Raw genomic sequence first — 18,096 nt, 5'->3', positions numbered from 1 at the left:
GGCGGGACCCGCCCCCCTCTGTGAGTCACGGGACTCAGGAGACGCCGAGCTCCTTGGCGTTGGCCTTGAGGTCCTCGAGGCCACCGCACATGAAGAACGCCTGCTCGGGGAAGTGGTCGTACTCACCGTCGCAGATCGCGTTGAACGCGGCGATCGACTCGTCGAGCGGAACGTCCGAACCGTCCACACCGGTGAACTGCTTCGCCGCGTGGGTGTTCTGGGACAGGAAGCGCTCGACACGACGGGCACGGTGGACAACGAGCTTGTCCTCCTCGCCCAGCTCGTCGATACCGAGGATCGCGATGATGTCCTGGAGGTCCTTGTACTTCTGCAGGATTCCCTTGACGCGCATGGCGGCGTTGTAGTGGTCCTGCGAGATGTAGCGCGGGTCCAGGATGCGGGACGTGGAGTCCAGCGGGTCCACCGCGGGGTAGATGCCCTTCTCGGAGATCGGACGGGACAGAACCGTCGTCGCGTCGAGGTGGGCGAAGGTGGTGGCCGGCGCCGGGTCGGTCAGGTCGTCCGCGGGGACGTAGATCGCCTGCATCGAGGTGATCGAGTGACCACGGGTCGAGGTGATGCGCTCCTGCAGGAGGCCCATCTCGTCCGCCAGGTTCGGCTGGTAACCCACCGCGGACGGCATACGGCCGAGCAGGGTGGACACCTCGGAACCGGCCTGGGTGAAGCGGAAGATGTTGTCGATGAAGAACAGCACGTCCTGCTTCTGCACATCGCGGAAGTACTCCGCCATGGTCAGACCGGCCAGGGCCACGCGCAGACGGGTGCCCGGGGGCTCGTCCATCTGGCCGAAGACCAGCGCGGTCTTGTCCAGAACGCCGGACTCCTCCATCTCCGCGATGAGGTCGTTGCCCTCACGGGTGCGCTCACCGACACCGGCGAACACGGAAACACCCTCGTGCAGCTTGGCCACACGCATGATCATTTCCTGGATGAGGACGGTCTTGCCCACACCCGCGCCACCGAACAGACCGATCTTTCCACCCTTGACGTACGGGGTGAGAAGGTCGACGACCTTCAGGCCGGTCTCGAACATCTCGGTCTTCGACTCGAGGTCCTCGAACTTCGGGGCCCTGCGGTGGATCGCCCAGCGCTCGGTCTCCTGGCCGTTGGCCTCCGGCTCGTTCAGCACCTCACCGAGGGTGTTGAACACCTTGCCCTTGGTGAAGTCGCCGACCGGGACGGTGATGCCCTTGCCCGTGTTGGTCACCGGGGCCTGGCGGACCAGACCGTCGGTGGGCTGCATCGAGATCGTGCGGACCACACCCTCACCGAGGTGCTGGGCAACCTCGAGAGTCAGGGTCCGGGTGGCGCCGGCCTGGGCCGGGTCCGCGACCTCGACGGTCAGCGCGTTGTAGATCTCCGGCATCGCGTCGACGGGGAACTCCACGTCGACAACCGGGCCGATGACCCGCGAGACGCGGCCAGTGGCCACGCCAGCAGGAGCGGTCGGCTCAACAGTGGTGGTCATTAGTAGTCACTCCCCGCGGTCGCGTCGGCCAGGGCGCTCGCGCCACCGACGATCTCGCTGATTTCCTGGGTGATTTCGGCCTGGCGGGCCGCGTTGGCAAGTCGGGAATACGTGTTGATCAGCTCGCCCGCGTTGTCGGTCGCCGACTTCATCGCCCGGCGGCGGGCCGCGTGCTCGGAAGCGGCGGCCTGCAGCAGAGCGTTGTAGATCCGGCTCTCGACGTACCGCGGCAGCAGGGCGTCGAGGACGTCCTCCGCCGACGGCTCGAAGTCGAACAGCGGAAGGATCTCGCCCTTCTTGCTGTCCGTCTCCTCGTTGACCTCCGCGAGGCTGAGCGGCAGCAGCCGGTTGTCCACCGGCGTCTGCGTCAGCATCGAGACGAACTCGGTGAAGACGATGTGGAGTTCGTCCACACCACCCTCGGCCGTCTCCTTCTCGATCGCCTCGATCAGGGGCGCCGCGACCGCCTTGGCGTCCGCGTACGACGGGTTGTCGGTGAAGCCGGTCCACGAGTCCGCGATCTTGAGCTCACGGAAGCCGTAGTAGGCGACACCCTTGCGGCCGACGATGAAGGTGTCGACGTCCTTGCCCTCGCCACGGAGCCGCTCGGTGAGCCGGGCGGCCGTCTTGATGGCGTTGGAGGAGTAGCCGCCGGCCAGACCGCGGTCGCTCGTGATGAGCAGTACCGCGGCGCGGCTCGGGGCGTCCGCCTCCGTGGTCAGCGGGTGCTTGGTGTTCGAACCGGTCGCCACCGCCGTGACCGCGCGGGTGAGCTCGGTCGCGTACGGCGTGGAGGCTGCCACCTTGCGCTGCGCCTTGACGATGCGCGAGGCGGAGATCATCTCCATCGCCTTGGTGATCTTCTTCGTCGCGGTGACCGACTTGATACGACGCTTGTAGACCCGGAGCTGTGCTCCCATGAGTCAGGTCCCTTCCGTCGTCACTTCGAGACGTTGACGGCGGCCGGAGCGTCCTCGCCGAGGAGCTTGCCGTCGGAGGTCTCGAACTGCTTCTTGAAGGTGTCGACCTGCTCCGCGATCTTGGCAATGGTGTCGTCCGACATCTTGCCGCCCTCGATGATGGAGGTCATGAGGGGCTTCTGCTCGCGGTGCAGGTACTCAAGGAGCTCGGCCTCGAAGCGGCGGATGTCCGCGACCGGAACGTCGTCCATCTTGCCGTTGGTACCGGCCCAGACGGAGACGACCTGGTCCTCGGTGGAGTACGGGGCGTACTGCGGCTGCTTCAGCAGCTCGACCATGCGCTTACCGCGCTCCAGCGAAGCCTTCGACGCGGCGTCCAGGTCGGAACCGAAGGCGGCGAACGCCTCCAGCTCGCGGTACTGGGCGAGGTCCACACGGAGGCGGCCGGAGACCTGGCGGATCGCCTTGTGCTGGGCGGAGCCACCGACTCGGGAGACCGAGATACCGACGTTCAGGGCCGGACGCTGACCGGCGTTGAACAGGTCGGACTCCAGGAAGCACTGGCCGTCGGTGATGGAGATGACGTTGGTCGGGATGAACGCCGACACGTCGTTCGCCTTGGTCTCGACGATCGGCAGACCCGTCATCGAGCCCTTGCCCATCTCGTCGGAGAGCTTGGCGCAGCGCTCCAGCAGACGCGAGTGCAGGTAGAAGACGTCACCCGGGTAGGCCTCACGGCCCGGCGGGCGGCGCAGCAGCAGGGACACGGCACGGTAGGCGTCGGCCTGCTTCGACAGGTCGTCGAAGATGATGAGGACGTGCTTGCCCTCGTACATCCAGTGCTGGCCGATGGCCGAACCGGTGTACGGCGCCAGGTACTTGAAGCCGGCCGGGTCGGACGCCGGAGCGGCGACGATCGTCGTGTACTCCAGGGCGCCGGCCTCCTCCAGCGCGCCACGCACGGACGCGATGGTGGAGCCCTTCTGGCCGATGGCGACGTAGATGCAGCGGACCTGCTTGTTCACGTCGCCGGAGCGCCAGTTGTCGCGCTGGTTGATGATCGTGTCGACGGCCAGGGCGGTCTTGCCGGTCTGGCGGTCGCCGATGATCAGCTGACGCTGGCCACGGCCGATCGGGGTCATCGCGTCGACGGCCTTGTAGCCCGTCTCCATCGGCTCGTGGACCGACTTGCGCTGCATGACCGTGGGGGCCTGCAGCTCAAGGGCGCGGCGGCCCGAGGTCTCGATCTCGCCGAGGCCGTCGATCGGGTTGCCGAGCGGGTCGACAACGCGGCCGAGGTAGCCCTCGCCGACGGCGACGGACAGGACCTCGCCGGTGCGCTGGACCGGCTGGCCCTCCTCGATACCGCTGAACTCACCGAGGACGATGGCACCGATCTCGCGCTCCTCGAGGTTGAGGGCGAGGCCGAGGGTGCCGTCCTCGAACTGCAGCAGTTCGTTGGCCATGGTCGAGGGAAGGCCCTCGACCTTCGCGATGCCGTCGCCGGCAAGGCTGACCGTACCGACCTCCTCGCGCGAGGCCGCGTCCGGCTTGTACGACTGGACGAAGTTCTCCAGCGCGTCCCGGATCTCCTCCGGCCGGATCGTGAGCTCCGCCATCTGGGTTCCCTGCTCTCCTTGTTGGGCCCGAAGTTTCACTTTGGGGGTCTGGGGGCGACCCCCAGGAATCCTCTGCGGCCCAACCGGGCCGCTCTAGCAATGCTTTTTGAGTTGGTGGCTGTCAGCCGGCGATGCGGCGGTTCGCCTCGGCGATCCGGTCCGCGATCGTGCCGTCGATGACCTCGTCGCCGACGCGCACCGAGATCCCGCCGAGGACCTCGGGGTCCACGTCCAGGTTCAGGTGCATGTCGCGGCCGTACAGCTTCGCCAGCACGGCTCCGAGCCGCTGCTTCTGCTGGTCGGTCAACGGCACCGCCGAGGTCACGACCGCGACGATCCTGTCCCGGCGCGCCGCGGCGAGCTTGGAGAGGGACTCGAGTCCCGCTTCCAGGCTACGTCCCCGGGGCGCGGTCACAAGACGCACGACCAGCCGCTCGGTGACCGGGCTGACCTTGCCGCCGAGCAGGCTGCGCAGCAGCTCGCCCTTGGCTGAGGCCTTCGCCGTGCGGTCCGTCAGCGCCGCCCGCAGCTCGGGGCTGGAGGTGACGATCCGGCCGAACCGGAACAGCTCGTCCTCGACGTCGTCGAGCACGCCGGCCTGCTGGGCAGCGGTGAGGTCGGCGGTGGCCGCCAGCTTCTCGACCGCGTCCACCAGGTCACGCGACTGCGACCAGCGGGAACGGACCATGCCGGAGACCAGGTCGACGGTCTCGCCGCCCACCTGACCGCTCAGCAGCCGCGCAGCCAGCTCGGCCTTGGCCTCACCGGCCTGCGCCGGGTCGGTCAGGACCCGACGCAGCGACACCTCGCGGTTGAGCAGCGCGGTAACGGCGGCCAGCTCCTCGGCGAGCTTCGCCGCGTCGACCGACGTGTTGTCGGTCAGCGCGTCGAGGGACTCGCGTGCGGCAGCCAGCGCCTCGCGGCTCGCTCCGTTCATCGGGCAGCCTCGGCCTTCTCCTCGAGCTCGTCGAGGAAGCGGTCGATGGTGCGGCTCTGGCGGGCGTGGTCGTCGAGGGACTCACCGACCAGCTTGCCGGCCAGGTCGGTGGCGAGCTTGCCCACGTCCTGGCGCAGCGCGGACGCCGCGGCCTTGCGGTCGGCCTCGATCTGGGCGTGGCCGGCCGCGACGATCTCCTCGCGCTGCCGCTGGCCTTCCGCGCGCATCTCGGCGATGATCGCGGCGCCCTGCTCGGTCGCCTCCTGGCGCAGACGCGCGGCCTCGTGACGGGCCTCGGCGAGCTGAGCGCGGTACTGCTCCAGCACGCTCTGGGCCTCGACCTTGGCCGCCTCGGCCTTCTCCATGCCGCCTTCGATGGCCTCGCGGCGCTCGTCCAGAACCTTGTTGATGTTCGGGAGGAGCTTCTTGGCGAGGAAGAAGAAAACGATGGCGAAGGCGATGGCGCCGACGAGCAGCTCGGGGCCAGGAGGAACAAGCGGGTTCTGCTTCTCCTCGGCCGCCAGCTGTACGAGGTTGGCGATCACATCAGTGCCTTTCGTCGAAAGTGGTCAGTGATGGGTTAGATCACTGGCCGTAAACGAACGGCATAACGATGCCGATGAGGGCGAGCGCCTCACAGAAGGCGAAGCCGAGGATCTGGTTGGCACGGATCAGGCCGGCAGCCTCGGGCTGACGGGCCAGAGCCTGGGTGCCGTTACCGAAGACGATGCCAACGCCGACGCCGGGGCCGATGGCGGCGAGGCCGTAGCCGATGGAGCCGAGCGAACCGGTGACGGCGGCGAGGGTCTCAGTGGCAGCCATGCTGATTCTTCCTTTTCATTTACGGACCGGTGGGGGTTGGCCACCGGACGTTTCCGGGGTGGTGCGGGGCGGGATTACTCAGTGGTGCTCGGCGAGAGCACCCTGAATGTAGGAGCAGGCCAGCAGTACGAAGACGTACGCCTGGACGGCCTGGACGAAGAGCTCGAAACCGATCATGCCCATCGTCATCACGAAGGAGACGCCGGCGGCCGGGATCAGCCAGCTGTTCAGCAGGTACCAGGAGGCGACCGTGAACATCACCAGCATCAGGTGACCGGCGAACATGTTGGCGAAGAGTCGGACCGCGTGCGTGAACGGGCGCACGAGGAGGTTCGAGAAGAACTCGATGAACGACACCAGCCACTTGATCGGGCCGAGCGACGGGTCGTAACCGGTGATGTTCTTCCAGCCGCCGACGAAGCCGTGGCGCTTGAAGGTCAGCGACACCCAGATCACGTAGACGAGGAGCGCCAGCACCATCGGGTACGCGATGATCGAGGCCACCGGGAACTGGGCCAGCGGGATCACGGACCAGATGTTCATGATCCAGACGAAGAAGAAGATCGAGACCATGAGCGGGACGTACTTCTCGCCCTCACGCTTTCCGATGGTCTCGTAGACGATGCCGCGGCGCACGAAGTCGTAGCCGGCCTCGCCGATCATCTGGAGCTTGCCCGGCACCACCTTCGCCTTGCCGAAGGCCGCCCAGAAGAAGCCGACGACGACAAGCGTGGTGATCAGCGCGAGCAGCATCACCTTGTTGAACTCGAAGCCGCCGACGGTGGCCATCGGCTTGAAGAGAAAGGAGTGGAGGCCCGGTGCCGGAAAGCCACAGCCGTTGTCGGCCATGATGCGGCAGCTCCAGTCAAAGGCGAGCGTGGTCTGTTCAGCACTCACCGCGGGCTCCTTCGGCGTGACGCATGGGTTCGGCAACCTCGTTGTGTCGGCGCGGCGCGCAGCCGCGAGTCGGCACCGGACTGGTGTTTCGGATGTGGGGGCGGCGGTCAGGCATCGAGGCCTCGCGATCGAGCAGGCGTCAGCTCAGATGCCCGCGCCCGCAGTGCCGCAGTTGGCACCGGACGATAGCAGGATCGCGAACGCTCGCTTATCCCGGCCCTACCCGTCACGACGACGGCCCCGTCTTTTCGCCCTTGTGGGCATCGGACGGCTCCGGCTCGACGTAAAGGATTTTGGCCTTCATGTGGGCACGGGCCTGAGCAGCCACCCAGACGAGCGTCACCGCGATAAGCGTGGCCGCGAACGTCTTGGGTTCGAACAGAGTCGTGTTCTTGAAGGCGGCGATGAAGACGAACAGCACGAGCAATTGCGTCGTGTAGAGCATCAGACCCATCGCCTGGAACAGCTGCGGGAGGCTCTTCGCGGTCCGCTGCAGGATGACGATCCCGATGCCCATGAAGACGATGACCACCAGCGTGCCGACGACAGCGCCGAGGGCTCCCTTGCCGCCGGCGACCACACCGCTGATCACGGCGGCGATCGCGCCGGCGGCAGCGGTGGGTACGACGGTCTGAAGAAGAGTCCGGACGTCGTTGGACGGCATGGCGGCAGCTCCGCATGGTGGTGGGGGCAGTGGTGTCGTCATGGACGAGCGTAGATCCGGTCCGAGGTGTGTCTCGCGGCCGAAGAGACCGTCGCACTACGGTCTTTCGGCTCTGTCTCCGGCTCTCGTGAACCGTATCACAAACTATTTGAATAGGTCTTTACCCGAGAGTGTGCCAACTCTCACACATGAGAGTGACCCTGCGCGTGTGTGCACGACAGCGGACCGGTTTGTCTGGTATTGGCCCGAAAAGCGGACTCGCCTGTCGCGAGAACGTCAACCGGGCGTTCCGGCCTTACGCCGGTCCGTGAAGCGCGAACGGGAGCCGATCGCGGTCGCTCCATTGATGCCGGCGGGCACCGGAATGCGCTCTTCCGGGGGCTCGCCGGCCGCTTCCTCACCCGTCTTGCCGTACGAGAGCGTCAACGCGGGCTGCGGACGACGGCGCCGGTAGCGCGGCGGAACGAAGGCCTCCGCCCAACGCGGGGCGCGCGGGGTGAAGCGCGGCAGCAGCAGGAGCACCAGGCCCACGAAGCTCAGCACGACGATCGCGAAGACGATCCACATCGACGCCGAGTGCACCGAGTAGAGCACGACACCGAAGGCGATCAGCGCGGACCAGAAGTACATGATCAGGACGGCGCGGCTGTGCGAATGCCCGATCTCCAGCAGCCGGTGGTGGAGATGCCCGCGGTCGGCCGCGAACGGCGACTTGCCGCTCCAGGTGCGGCGGACGATCGCCAGGAGCAGGTCCGCGACCGGGATCGCGATGATCGTCAGCGGCAGCAGCAGCGGGATGAACACCGGCAGTGCCGCGTGTGTGGCCTCGCGGGTGCTGCCCTCGAACAGCTTCAGCGCGTCCGGGTCGACCTGTCCGGTCACCGAGATCGCGGAGGCGGCCAGCACCAGACCGATCAGCATCGAGCCGGAGTCGCCCATGAAGATCCGCGCCGGATGCATGTTGTGCGGCAGGAAGCCCAGGCACATGCCCATGAGGATGGCCGTGAACAGCGTCGCGGGGGCGGCGGCCTCGATCGTGTAGCCGTACCAGATGCGGTACGCGTACAGGAAGAAGGCGGCGGCGGCGATGCAGACCATGCCCGCGGCGAGACCGTCCAGGCCGTCCACGAAGTTCACCGCGTTGATGGTGATGACGACCAGGGCGACCGTGAGCAGTGTGCCCTGCCACTGGGTGAGCGAGACGGTGCCGATGCCGGGGATGGGCAGCCACAGGATCGTCAGACCCTGCATCACCATCACACCCGCGGCGATCATCTGGCCGCCCAGCTTGATCAGCGCGTCGATCTCGAACTTGTCGTCCAGCACACCGATCAGCCAGATCAGCGCGGCACCGGAGAGCAGCGCCCGCGGCTCGTTGGAGAGCTCGAAGACGCTGTTGAGATTCGACAGATGGTCGGCGACGAGCAGCCCCGCGCACAGGCCGAAGAACATGGCGATGCCGCCGAGCCGCGGCGTCGGTTCTCGGTGTACGTCGCGGGCACGGATCTCCGGCATCGCTCCGGTCGCGATGGCGAACTTCCGCACCGGACCGGTCAGCAGATAGGTCACCGCGGCCGCGACACAGAGCGTCAGCAGGTAATCACGCACGGGCTGCCCCACAGGAATCGCTGGCCATCTCAGCCCCACACCCTAGCTTTGTTGGCCACATGCTTGAGGACATACGTGCGGCGCCAATGGTTGCACGGGGGCCCGTCTACCCCTAATACGGCGGAAATCTCCCGGCCAGTTCACGCACTTCTTCGCGGACGCGGCGGCTCTCGTCGGCCTCCGCGCTCAGCGCCGTGGCGAACAGCACAGCGATCCTCGCCATCTCCGCCTCGCCCATGCCCTGCGTGGTGATGGCGGCGGTGCCCAGCCGGATGCCGCGCCCGTCCCCGTAGGGCAGCGCACAGGTGTCCAGCACCAGACCGGCGGCGGCGAGCCGGCCGCGGGCGGTACGGCCGTCCACGCCGAGCGGAGAGGGGTCCGCGGTGATCAGGTGCGTGTCGGTGCCGCCGGTGGTGATCGCGAAGCCCTCCGAGGCCAGCCCTTCGGCGAGGACCTTGGCGTTGGCCACCACCTGATGGGCGTACGCCGTGAAGTTCGGTGTGGCCGCCTCGCCGAACGCGACGGCCTTGGCCGCGATCGTGTGCATCTGGGCGCCGCCCTGGGTGAAGGGGAACACCGCCCGGTCGATGCGCTCCGCCAGATGGCTGTCGCAAAGGATCATCCCGCCGCGCGGGCCGCGCAGCACCTTGTGCGTGGTCGCGCAGACGACGTCGGCGTACGGGACGGGACTGGGCGCCGCTCCCCCGGCGATCAGGCCCATCGGATGAGCCGCGTCGGCGATCAGATAGGCGCCCACCTCGTCGGCGATCTCCCGGAACACGGAGTAGTCGGGGTGGCGGGGGTACGAGATCGAGCCGCAGACGATCGCTTTCGGCCGATGTTCGCAGGCGAGCCTGAGTACCTGCTCGTAGTCGAGGAGTCCGGACTCGGCGTCGACTCCGTAGGGGACGAACTCGAACCAGCGGCCGGAGAAGTTGGCCGGTGAGCCATGGGTGAGATGCCCGCCGAACGCCAGGCCCATCGCGAGCACCGTGTCACCGGGCCGCAGCAGCGCCGCGTACGCCGCGAGCACCGCGGACGAACCGGAGTGCGACTGCACATTGGCGTGCTCGGCGCCGAACAGGGCGGTCGCCCGCTCGACGGCGATCCGCTCGGCGGCGTCGACCAGCTCGCAGCCGCCGTGGTGACGGGCGCCGGGATAGCCCTCGGCGTACTTGTTGGCGAGCTGGGAGCCGAGGGCGGCGAGGACCGCGGGCGAGGTGAAGTTCTCCGCGGCGATCAGCTGCAGGCTGTCCGACTGCCGGGCCACTTCGCCGATGATCACCTCGGCGATCTCCGGATCCTGCCGGCGCAGCGCCTCCAGCGGCGGCGCGAGCGTGGCGGCTGACGCGGTTGAGGCGATTGATGCGGCTGGTGCTTCAGTGCTGCTGACCGGCATCTCGGGCTCCGGGGCCTCGGAAACGGGTGCGTGCGACCAATGTAGGCCGCGCACGCTGCCGCTGCCTGCCGATCGGCGGGGAGTTTCGGTCCCCTGCCGACCGTTCAGCGGCATCCGTTCAGTGGCGTCCGTTCGACAGCGGTCGTTCAACAGCGTGCGCTCACCGGCGCAGTGCCTCGGCTCAGTGGCGCAATCCCTCGACCGGCTGGATACGGGCCGTCCGAATGGCAGGCGCGGCGGCCACCGTGAGCGTGGAGATGACGCCGGTCCGCTCCCGGGAGTGAGCGACACCCGGGACGGTGAGCACTTCGAGGGAGGCGCCCAGCAGCCCGCCGACCAGGCTCAGCCCAGCGAGTTCGGTGAGAATCTCCACCTGTCGGCCCTGGCGTACGAGATTGCGCTCCTGCCTTACACGGCGGCAGGGGGCGGACAACCGAATTCGGCCAACAGCTGTGCGGCGCAGATCATGCGCGATTCGAGACACCCGTCAGCGCCGTGACCACCGGATCCAGCGCCTGGTGGATCTCGTCACCGATCGAGCGGAAGAAGGTGATCGGCGCACCGTACGGGTCGTACACCTCGTCCGCCTCCGCGCTGGGCGCCAGCAGCCAGCCGCGCAGCGCGGCGGCCGCGCGGACCAGGGCACGGGCCCGCTCGACGACGCCTTCGCCCAGGGGGTCCGGGAGGGTGGCCGGGTCTATCGCGCGGACGAGGCGGGTGAACTCTTTCAGGGTGAAGGTGCGCAGGCCCGCGGAGTGGCCCATGGAGATGACCTGGGCGCGGTGGTCGCGGGTGGCGGTCAGCACCAGGTCCGCGCGGATGACGTGCTCGTCGAGCAGTTCGCGGCCGACGAAGCCGCTCGGGTCCGCGCCGAAATCGGCGAGGACCGCCGCGGCGTTCGCCTCCATGGGGGCGCCCTCGTGGCCCCAGGTGCCCGCGCTCTCGACGATCAGCCCGCCCACGAGAGAGTCGCCCAGGCGGTGGCTGAGGGCATGGCGGGTCAGCCGCTCGGTGATCGGCGAGCGGCAGACGTTGCCGGTGCTGACGTGGAGGATTCTGAACGTGTCGCCGGCGGCGACCGCACCGCCTATGCCACGCCCCTCAGGGGCAGTCAACTGGCCACCTCGAGGTCGGGTACGACCTTGCGCAGCTCGTCCGCGTCCAGCGCGCCCGCGCGCAGCAGCACCGGCACCTTGCCGGTGACGTCGACGATGGAGGACGGCACGATTCCGGGCGTCGGGCCGCCGTCGAGGTAGACGGAGACCGAGTCGCCGAGCATGTCCTGCGCGGCATCGCAGTTCTCGGGCGCCGGGTGTCCGGTCAGGTTCGCGGACGACACCGCCATCGGGCCGACGTCCGTGAGCAGCTCGATGGCGACCGGGTGCAGCGGCATCCGGATGGCGACGGTGCCGCGGGTGTCGCCGAGGTCCCACTGGAGGGACGGCTGGTGCTTGGCGACCAGCGTCAGCGCGCCCGGCCAGAAGGCGTCGACGAGCTCCCACGCCTGCTCGGAGAAGTCGGTGACCAGGCCGTGCAGGGTGTTCGGCGAGCCGATGAGGACGGGCGTGGGCATGTTGCGGCCACGCCCCTTGGCCTCCAGCAGGTCGGAGACCGCTTCCGAGCTGAACGCGTCCGCACCGATGCCGTACACGGTGTCGGTGGGCAGCACGACGAGCTCGCCGCGACGGACGGCCGATGCGGCCTCACGCAGGCCGGTGGTGCGATCCGTAGCGTCGTTGCAGTCGTATCGCCGAGCCATCAGCGGGCCTCCTGGTACACGGTCGTCACAGTGCGGGTAATCACGGCATGGCCTTGCGGGCGGTCGCGAAGCGCGGGCGGTTGTTCAGGTCGGGGTGGTCGGCCGCGTCCGCCCAGCCGGCCTCCTCGTTGAAGATCCACGGCACCTGGCCGCCCTGTGTGTCGGCGTGCTCGACGACGACGAGCCCGCCGGGGCGCAGCAGCCGGTGCGCGGTGCGCTCGATGCCGCGGATCGTGTCGAGACCGTCCTCACCGGAGAAGAGGGCCATCTGCGGGTCGTGGTCACGTGCCTCGGGGGCGACATACTCCCACTCGGTGAGCGGGATGTACGGCGGATTGGAGATGACCAGGTCGACCTGGCCGTCGAGCTCGGGGAGGGCCCTGAGGGCGTCGCCCTGATGGACGGTGACCCTGGAGCCCTCGGCGTTCTTCCGCGTCCACCCGATGGCGTCGTCGGACAGCTCCACGGCGTGCACGCGCGAGCGCGGGACCTCCTGTGCGATGGCGAGGGCGATGGCGCCCGAGCCCGCGCACAGATCGACGACGAGCGGCTCGACGACATCCATGGCGCGTACGGCGTCTATGGCCCAGCCGACGACCGACTCGGTCTCCGGGCGGGGCACGAACACGCCGGGACCGACCTGCAGCTCCAGATAGCGGAAGAAGGCACGTCCGGTGATGTGCTGCAACGGCTCGCGGGCTTCGCGGCGGGCGACGGCCTCCCAGTAGCGCGCGTCGAAGTCCGCGTCCTTGACCAGGTGCAGCTCACCACGCTTGACGCCGTGGACGAACGCGGCGAGCTCCTCCGCGTCGAAGCGGGGTGAGGGCACGCCGGCGTCCGCCAGCCGCTGGGTGGCCTGGGCCACCTCGGCAAGCAGCAAGGAGCGGGGGTACGGGGGTCGTCCCCCGGGGAGCGACTGCACGCTGATCCTCCGGGCTGGGCAGGTCGGTCCGACGGCTCGCACCGCCGGTACGGCTTACGCGGCGGCGAGCTTCGCGGCGGAGTCGGCGTCGACGCAGGCCTGGATCACCGCGTCCAGTTCCCCGTCGAGCACCTGGTCCAAGTTGTACGCCTTGAAGCCGACGCGGTGGTCGGAGATCCGGTTTTCCGGGAAGTTGTACGTACGGATCTTCTCGGAGCGGTCGACCGTACGGACCTGGCTGCGGCGCGCGTCCGCGGCCTCCTGCTCGGCCGCTTCCTGGGCCGCGGCGAGCAGCCTGGAGCGCAGGATACGCATGGCCTGCTCCTTGTTCTGGAGCTGGCTCTTCTCGTTCTGGCAGGAGGCGACGACACCGGTCGGGAGGTGGGTGATGCGCACCGCGGAGTCGGTCGTGTTGACGGACTGGCCGCCGGGGCCGGACGAGCGGTACACGTCGATCCGCAGATCGTTCATGTTGATCTCGACGTCGACCTCCTCGGCCTCGGGGGTCACGAGAACACCGGCGGCGGAGGTGTGGATCCGGCCCTGCGACTCGGTGGCCGGCACGCGCTGGACGCGGTGCACACCGCCCTCGTACTTCAGTCGCGCCCAGACACCCTGGCCGGGCTCCGTCGCGCCGTTGCCGCCCTTGGTCTTCACCGCGACCTGGACGTCCTTGTAGCCGCCCAGCTCGGACTCGGTGGAGTCGATGATCTCGGTCTTCCAGCCGACGCGCTCGGCGTAGCGCAGATACATCCGCAGCAGGTCACCGGCGAACAGCGCCGACTCGTCGCCGCCCGCGCCCGCCTTGATCTCCAGGATGACGTCCTTGTCGTCGCTGGGGTCGCGCGGGACGAGGAGCAGCCGCAGCTTTTCGGTGAGCTCCTCGCGCTGCTTCTCCAGCTCCTTCACCTCGGCGGCGAAGTCCGGGTCGTCGTGGGCGAGTTCCCGGGCCGTCTCGATGTCGTCCCCGGTCTGCTTCCAGGAGCGGTACGTGCCGACGATCGGGGTCAGCTCGGCATACCGCTTGTTGAGCTTGCGCGCGTTCGCCTGGTCGGCGTGGACCGAAGGGTCGGCGAGCTGCTTCTCGAGATCGGCGTGCTCGCCGATCAGTTCCTCGACCGCTTCGAACATCGGAGGCTCCTGGTCATTCGTACGGGGTGAGCTGCGGGACGGCGCTGTGTTTTCCGGGGACTGCGACACCAGCGGCTGGCGCCGCGTGGCCCCCGGACCCCCAGCGACAAAAACACCGGTCCCGGCCGCCCCGCACAGGGGCAGCCGAAGACCGGCGCAGTTGGCTCGCTACTTCTTGGCGGAGCCGGCAGCCTTGCCGAAGCGGGCCTCGAAGCGGGCCACACGGCCACCGGTGTCGAGGATCTTCTGCTTGCCCGTGTAGAACGGGTGGCACTCGGAGCAGACCTCGGCGCGGATGGTGCCGCTGTCGATCGTGCTACGGGTGGTGAACGACGCGCCACAGGTGCAGCTCACCTGGGTCTCGACGTACTCGGGGTGGATGTCGCGCTTCAAGGTGTCTCCTAGTTTCGGGAGGGCACCGGGTCGCACACGCGGGATGCGCATACGTGAACCGGGGCCGACGTACCAGTCTGCCAGGACCGGCCGTATCTCCCAAAACCGGGGTCGGCCGTCAAGTATTCCTGGCTCCAGTCCGAGAGGTCCTGGCTCCTGTCCGAGCGGTCCTGGCTCCTGTCCGAGCGGTCCCGGCTACTTCACGACGCCCTGGGCCTGGCCGTCCGCGGTGCCCTTGGTCGCGGAGGCAGGGATCGGCAGGTCGTTCTTGAGGGCGGTCCATACCTGCTTGCCCTGCTTCTTCAGCGGCACCACACGGTTGGGGTCGGCCTTGTCGTACTCCACCGGCATCGTGATCATCTGCACGTCGTCGGCGCCCAGACCCTTGAGGCCGCTTCCGAAGCCGACGAGTTCCTTGACCGAGTCGAGCTCGGAGTCGGGCGTGATCGCCTTGGTGGCGGTGTCCGCGAGGTCGTAGAGCTTCTTCGGGCTGGTGAACACCCCGACGTCCTTGACCTGCTGGATCAGCGCCTTGATGAAGGCCTGCTGCAGCTGTATTCGGCCGAGGTCGCTGCCGTTGCCGACGGACTTGCGGGTGCGCACGAGCCCGAGGGCCTGCTCACCGGTGAGCGTGTGCTTGCCCGGCTTGAGGTCGAGATGGCTCTTGGAGTCGTCGATCCGCTCGGTGGTGGTGATGTCCACGCCGCCGAGCTCGTCGATGAGCTTCTTGAAGCCGGTGAAGTCGACCTCTATGTAGTGGTCCATGCGGATGCCTGAGATCTTCTCGACGGTCTTCACCGCACAGGACGGGCCGCCGACCTCGTACGCCGTGTTGAACATGGCGCGGCGCTCACTGGGGACGGTCCTGCCGTCACTGTCGGCGCACCGGGGCCGGTCGATGAGGGTGTCGCGGGGCACGGAGACGACTGCGGCCTTCTTGTGGCCCTCGTACACGTGCACGATCATCGCTGTGTCGGAGCGGGCGCCGCCCTCGTCCGTGCCGTACTTGCCGTTGGCGCCGGCGCGGGAGTCGGAGCCGAGGACCAGGATGTCCATGGAGCCGTTGTCGACGTTGTCCGGGCGGTCGGTGCCGAGCTGGTTGTTGATGTCGACGCCCTGGATGTTGCCGTTGAGCTTGATGTAGACGTAGCCGAGTCCGGACCCCCCGATGAGCACCAGTCCGGCCGCGGACCACGCGGCCAGCGTCGCGGCCTTGCGTCGCGTGGTGGGCGGCTTGCGACGCATGCCCGTGCCACCTATTCGACCCTTGCTCTGGTCGCCCATATCCCCTCAAGTCCTTGTTGGTCCCGTTACCCCCGGCCGTGGCTTTCAGGCACGGTTTGTCCACCCTGTCAAGTTTTGTTACGCCACTGGTGAGACGGCGGAGCGCCATGAAGGGTTGCACAGGTGACTGAGAGGTGAATGAGAAAAGGGTCTGTGCGCCCCGTGTGTGACACGGAGCGCACAGACCCTTGTTCACCTGCGGTTTTCGGCCGGATCAGCCAAACAGGTTGTACGCCTGCCAGCCGGTGCCGAAGTCCTTGCGTGTGGCGAAGATCCCACCCGTCGAGGCGCCGTTGCCGTTGCCCGGGTAGAGCCAGAGCTTGCCGGCGGAGTCGCGGGCCAGGAGGTCGGCGTGACCGTCGCTGTTCACGTCACCGACGGTGACCAGAGCGGTGAAGCTGGTGGTGGTGAACTTGCCGACGAGACGGCGGGCCTCGAACGGGGCCGAGGCCTTGCCCGTGCCCCTGTAGAGGTAGGTCGAGCCGTCGGAGGTGCGGGCGAGGATGTCGGCCTTGCCGTCGTTGGTGAAGTCACCGTGACCGCGGACCATGTTGTACTGCCCCCAGCCACCGCCGACCAGGGCGGGCGCGGCGAAGCCGCCGGCGCCGTTGCCCGCGTAGATGTGGAGGTAGCCGGTGGAGTTCACCGCGAGCATGTCGGGCTTGTCGTCACCGGTGACATCGCCGGGGACGAGGATCTGCTTGTGCTTGCCCCAGCCCTTGGCGACGAGCTTGAACTGCCAGTCGCCCTCGGCGCCGCCAGTCCCGGGCACGTAGTGGTCCCAGTACACGTCGCCGTTGCCGACGCGGTACAGCAGGTCGTCGTAGTCGTCCACGTTCAGGTCGTTCTGGACGAGCAGGTTGACGTTGCCGAAGTCGCCCAGGTTGTAGGTGCGGGCGAGGCTCGTGACCTTGGAGTGCCAGGTGAACAGGCTGTTGTCCGACGTACGACGCGCCAGCAGGTCGGCGGTGTGGTCGGCGCTCCAGTTGGCGTCGTTGACCCGGGCGCGGATCGGAGCGGCGTACGTGCTCACCTTCGCGTACACGCCGTACTTGCCCTGGGCCGAGCAGTTGATGTCGCCCCAGGAGACGATGCCGACGAGCTTGCCGCCGGCCACCAGCGGGCCGCCGGAGTCACCGTTGCAGGTGGTCTCGGAGGTGGCGTCGTCACCGGTCGGAGCAGCACCGGCGCAGATCATGTGGCCGACGATGTAGTCCGAGCCGTACGCGGTCTGGCAGGCGGCGTTGGAGTTGATGTCGGCGTCCGCGACCTTGAGCGTCTGCGAGCCGCTGTCGGGGACGGTGGAGCTGGTGCGGCCCCAGCCGTACACCTTGGCGTCCGTGCCCGGGGTGTAGAGCGCCGTGTCGGTGTTCTGCATGATCGGCAGCGGCTTGGCCTTGACCGGAGCGGTCAGGGTGAGCACGGCCACGTCATTGTCGATCGTGACGGGGCTGTACTGCGGGTGGTTCCACTGACGGTACGCACCGCGCAGCTCACCACCGTGGAAGTCCCAGCTGCCGTCGGGGTTCTCGGTGGGCAGCTGGTCCGTGCCGGTGATGACCGTGCCGGTCTCGTACCACTTGATGCCCTTGACGCAGTGCGCGGCGGTGGCGACCTTCGACGGGGCGACGACGACGCCGCCGCAGAAGTAGCCGTTGCCCTCGGCGTCCGCGAAGTGGAGCTGGGCCATCCACGGCGCCGCGGAGATGGTGGTCTCCTGGCCGCCGATGATGCGCGTGGACGGAGCGGTGGTCTGGGCCGACCGCGGGGCGACGAGCTCCTCCTTGCTGGCCTCGTCGGCCTTCATCGCCTTGGTCGCGCGGGAGCGCAGCTCCTGCTGCGAGAGCGGAGCGGCCTTCTGCTGGGAGGCGGTGATCTCCGGACGCTCGCCCGCCTCCGCGGCCTGCGAGCCGGACATCATCAGCGCCGTGCCGCCCAGGGCGAGCGCGGCGGCGACGGCCGGTACCGCAAGTCTCATGCGGCGCTTGTGCCGACCACCACGGGTGCGTATCTGCACGCGGTAACCCCTCGGGTTGTACCGGCAGAGCGCAACCGCCCCACCGGTGGAAACTGGGTCATCGGTGGGGCGCCAAGAACATGTGGGCAGGCCGGCAATGAGGCCCCCCGGCCTCTCATGGCGCTGCGGTGGAATCCCCCCACCTCGATTGGGCGATGATACGTGCGTCAACTGACGGTTGACCAGTGGCGGGTGGGGTCACGGGCAAAACGAGACCGCCCCGTCACCTCGGAGG

General features: G+C 68.2%; 18 protein-coding genes. All 18 read right to left on the bottom strand.

Annotation, left to right across the window (positions count from 1 at the left end):
* Positions 1-34: 34 nt before the first annotated feature.
* Complete coding sequence (gene atpD / locus ACWGI8_RS20110) at positions 35-1,489, bottom strand: F0F1 ATP synthase subunit beta (protein WP_453662645.1); 1,455 nt, start codon at positions 1,487-1,489, stop codon at positions 35-37.
* A complete protein-coding gene (locus ACWGI8_RS20105; RefSeq protein ID WP_453662644.1) occupies positions 1,489-2,409 on the bottom strand; it encodes a F0F1 ATP synthase subunit gamma in 921 nt (306 codons plus the stop codon). Before ACWGI8_RS20105 ends, atpD begins: the two co-directional genes overlap by 1 nt.
* A gap of 20 nt (positions 2,410-2,429) precedes the next feature.
* Positions 2,430-4,028, bottom strand: coding sequence for a F0F1 ATP synthase subunit alpha (gene atpA / locus ACWGI8_RS20100; RefSeq protein WP_453662642.1), 1,599 nt, complete (start codon positions 4,026-4,028; stop codon positions 2,430-2,432).
* A gap of 121 nt (positions 4,029-4,149) precedes the next feature.
* On the bottom strand, positions 4,150-4,965 hold the full coding sequence (locus ACWGI8_RS20095) for a F0F1 ATP synthase subunit delta (protein WP_453662640.1): 816 nt from the start codon (positions 4,963-4,965) through the stop codon (positions 4,150-4,152).
* Positions 4,962-5,510, bottom strand: a complete 549-nt coding sequence (locus tag ACWGI8_RS20090; protein WP_453662639.1) for a F0F1 ATP synthase subunit B — start codon at positions 5,508-5,510, stop codon at positions 4,962-4,964. Before ACWGI8_RS20090 ends, ACWGI8_RS20095 begins: the two co-directional genes overlap by 4 nt.
* A gap of 40 nt (positions 5,511-5,550) precedes the next feature.
* Positions 5,551-5,787 carry an ATP synthase F0 subunit C gene (gene atpE, locus ACWGI8_RS20085; protein ID WP_453662638.1) on the bottom strand — a complete coding sequence of 79 codons (237 nt, stop codon included), beginning with the start codon at positions 5,785-5,787 and terminating at the stop codon, positions 5,551-5,553.
* 78 nt (positions 5,788-5,865) lie between these two features.
* Complete coding sequence (gene atpB, locus ACWGI8_RS20080) at positions 5,866-6,636, bottom strand: F0F1 ATP synthase subunit A (protein ID WP_453662646.1); 771 nt, start codon at positions 6,634-6,636, stop codon at positions 5,866-5,868.
* Between the two features lie 274 nt (positions 6,637-6,910).
* Entirely contained in the window at positions 6,911-7,348 is a 438-nt protein-coding gene (locus ACWGI8_RS20075; protein ID WP_453662636.1) for a hypothetical protein, read from the bottom strand.
* Positions 7,349-7,624: 276 nt separating this feature from the next.
* Positions 7,625-8,956 carry an MraY family glycosyltransferase gene (locus ACWGI8_RS20070; RefSeq protein ID WP_453662634.1) on the bottom strand — a complete coding sequence of 444 codons (1,332 nt, stop codon included), beginning with the start codon at positions 8,954-8,956 and terminating at the stop codon, positions 7,625-7,627.
* Between the two features lie 112 nt (positions 8,957-9,068).
* Positions 9,069-10,355 (bottom strand): serine hydroxymethyltransferase, encoded by a 1,287-nt coding sequence (locus ACWGI8_RS20065; RefSeq protein WP_453662632.1) that lies wholly within the window; start codon positions 10,353-10,355, stop codon positions 9,069-9,071.
* A gap of 181 nt (positions 10,356-10,536) precedes the next feature.
* A complete protein-coding gene (locus ACWGI8_RS20060) occupies positions 10,537-10,728 on the bottom strand; it encodes a hypothetical protein (RefSeq protein ID WP_453662630.1) in 192 nt (63 codons plus the stop codon).
* Between the two features lie 91 nt (positions 10,729-10,819).
* A complete protein-coding gene (locus ACWGI8_RS20055; RefSeq protein WP_453662628.1) occupies positions 10,820-11,470 on the bottom strand; it encodes an arsenate reductase/protein-tyrosine-phosphatase family protein in 651 nt (216 codons plus the stop codon).
* Entirely contained in the window at positions 11,467-12,114 is a 648-nt protein-coding gene (locus ACWGI8_RS20050; RefSeq protein ID WP_453662626.1) for an L-threonylcarbamoyladenylate synthase, read from the bottom strand. Before ACWGI8_RS20050 ends, ACWGI8_RS20055 begins: the two co-directional genes overlap by 4 nt.
* A 40-nt stretch (positions 12,115-12,154) precedes the next feature.
* A complete protein-coding gene (prmC, locus tag ACWGI8_RS20045) occupies positions 12,155-13,036 on the bottom strand; it encodes a peptide chain release factor N(5)-glutamine methyltransferase (RefSeq protein WP_453662624.1) in 882 nt (293 codons plus the stop codon).
* 54 nt (positions 13,037-13,090) lie between these two features.
* The gene (gene prfA / locus ACWGI8_RS20040) at positions 13,091-14,167 is read right to left on the bottom strand and encodes a peptide chain release factor 1 (protein ID WP_453662622.1); all 1,077 of its coding nucleotides are present in this window, start codon (positions 14,165-14,167) and stop codon (positions 13,091-13,093) included.
* 168 nt (positions 14,168-14,335) lie between these two features.
* A complete protein-coding gene (rpmE, locus tag ACWGI8_RS20035; RefSeq protein WP_355833260.1) occupies positions 14,336-14,560 on the bottom strand; it encodes a 50S ribosomal protein L31 in 225 nt (74 codons plus the stop codon).
* A gap of 195 nt (positions 14,561-14,755) precedes the next feature.
* Complete coding sequence (locus ACWGI8_RS20030) at positions 14,756-15,844, bottom strand: LCP family protein (RefSeq protein ID WP_453662620.1); 1,089 nt, start codon at positions 15,842-15,844, stop codon at positions 14,756-14,758.
* Between the two features lie 214 nt (positions 15,845-16,058).
* On the bottom strand, positions 16,059-17,822 hold the full coding sequence (locus ACWGI8_RS20025; protein ID WP_453662619.1) for a trypsin-like serine protease: 1,764 nt from the start codon (positions 17,820-17,822) through the stop codon (positions 16,059-16,061).
* Positions 17,823-18,096: the final 274 nt, after the last annotated feature.

The organism is Streptomyces sp. NPDC054841 (assembly GCF_053611045.1).
Note: the sequence above shows the minus strand (reverse complement) of the source record. Positions and strands in the feature narration are given on the sequence as shown.

Excerpts from the sequence above, each read along its gene's own strand:
- atpD (WP_453662645.1), bottom strand. The coding sequence starts at position 1,489 with ATGACCACCACTGTTGAGCCGACCGCTCCTGCTGGCGTGGCCACTGGC.
- ACWGI8_RS20105 (WP_453662644.1), bottom strand. The coding sequence starts at position 2,409 with ATGGGAGCACAGCTCCGGGTCTACAAGCGTCGTATCAAGTCGGTCACC.
- atpA (WP_453662642.1), bottom strand. The coding sequence starts at position 4,028 with ATGGCGGAGCTCACGATCCGGCCGGAGGAGATCCGGGACGCGCTGGAG.
- ACWGI8_RS20095 (WP_453662640.1), bottom strand. The coding sequence starts at position 4,965 with ATGAACGGAGCGAGCCGCGAGGCGCTGGCTGCCGCACGCGAGTCCCTC.
- atpE (WP_453662638.1), bottom strand. The coding sequence starts at position 5,787 with ATGGCTGCCACTGAGACCCTCGCCGCCGTCACCGGTTCGCTCGGCTCC.
- atpB (WP_453662646.1), bottom strand. The coding sequence starts at position 6,636 with ATGGCCGACAACGGCTGTGGCTTTCCGGCACCGGGCCTCCACTCCTTT.
- ACWGI8_RS20075 (WP_453662636.1), bottom strand. The coding sequence starts at position 7,348 with ATGCCGTCCAACGACGTCCGGACTCTTCTTCAGACCGTCGTACCCACC.
- ACWGI8_RS20065 (WP_453662632.1), bottom strand. The coding sequence starts at position 10,355 with ATGCCGGTCAGCAGCACTGAAGCACCAGCCGCATCAATCGCCTCAACC.
- ACWGI8_RS20050 (WP_453662626.1), bottom strand. The coding sequence starts at position 12,114 with ATGGCTCGGCGATACGACTGCAACGACGCTACGGATCGCACCACCGGC.
- prfA (WP_453662622.1), bottom strand. The coding sequence starts at position 14,167 with ATGTTCGAAGCGGTCGAGGAACTGATCGGCGAGCACGCCGATCTCGAG.
- ACWGI8_RS20030 (WP_453662620.1), bottom strand. The coding sequence starts at position 15,844 with ATGGGCGACCAGAGCAAGGGTCGAATAGGTGGCACGGGCATGCGTCGC.
- ACWGI8_RS20025 (WP_453662619.1), bottom strand. The coding sequence starts at position 17,822 with ATGAGACTTGCGGTACCGGCCGTCGCCGCCGCGCTCGCCCTGGGCGGC.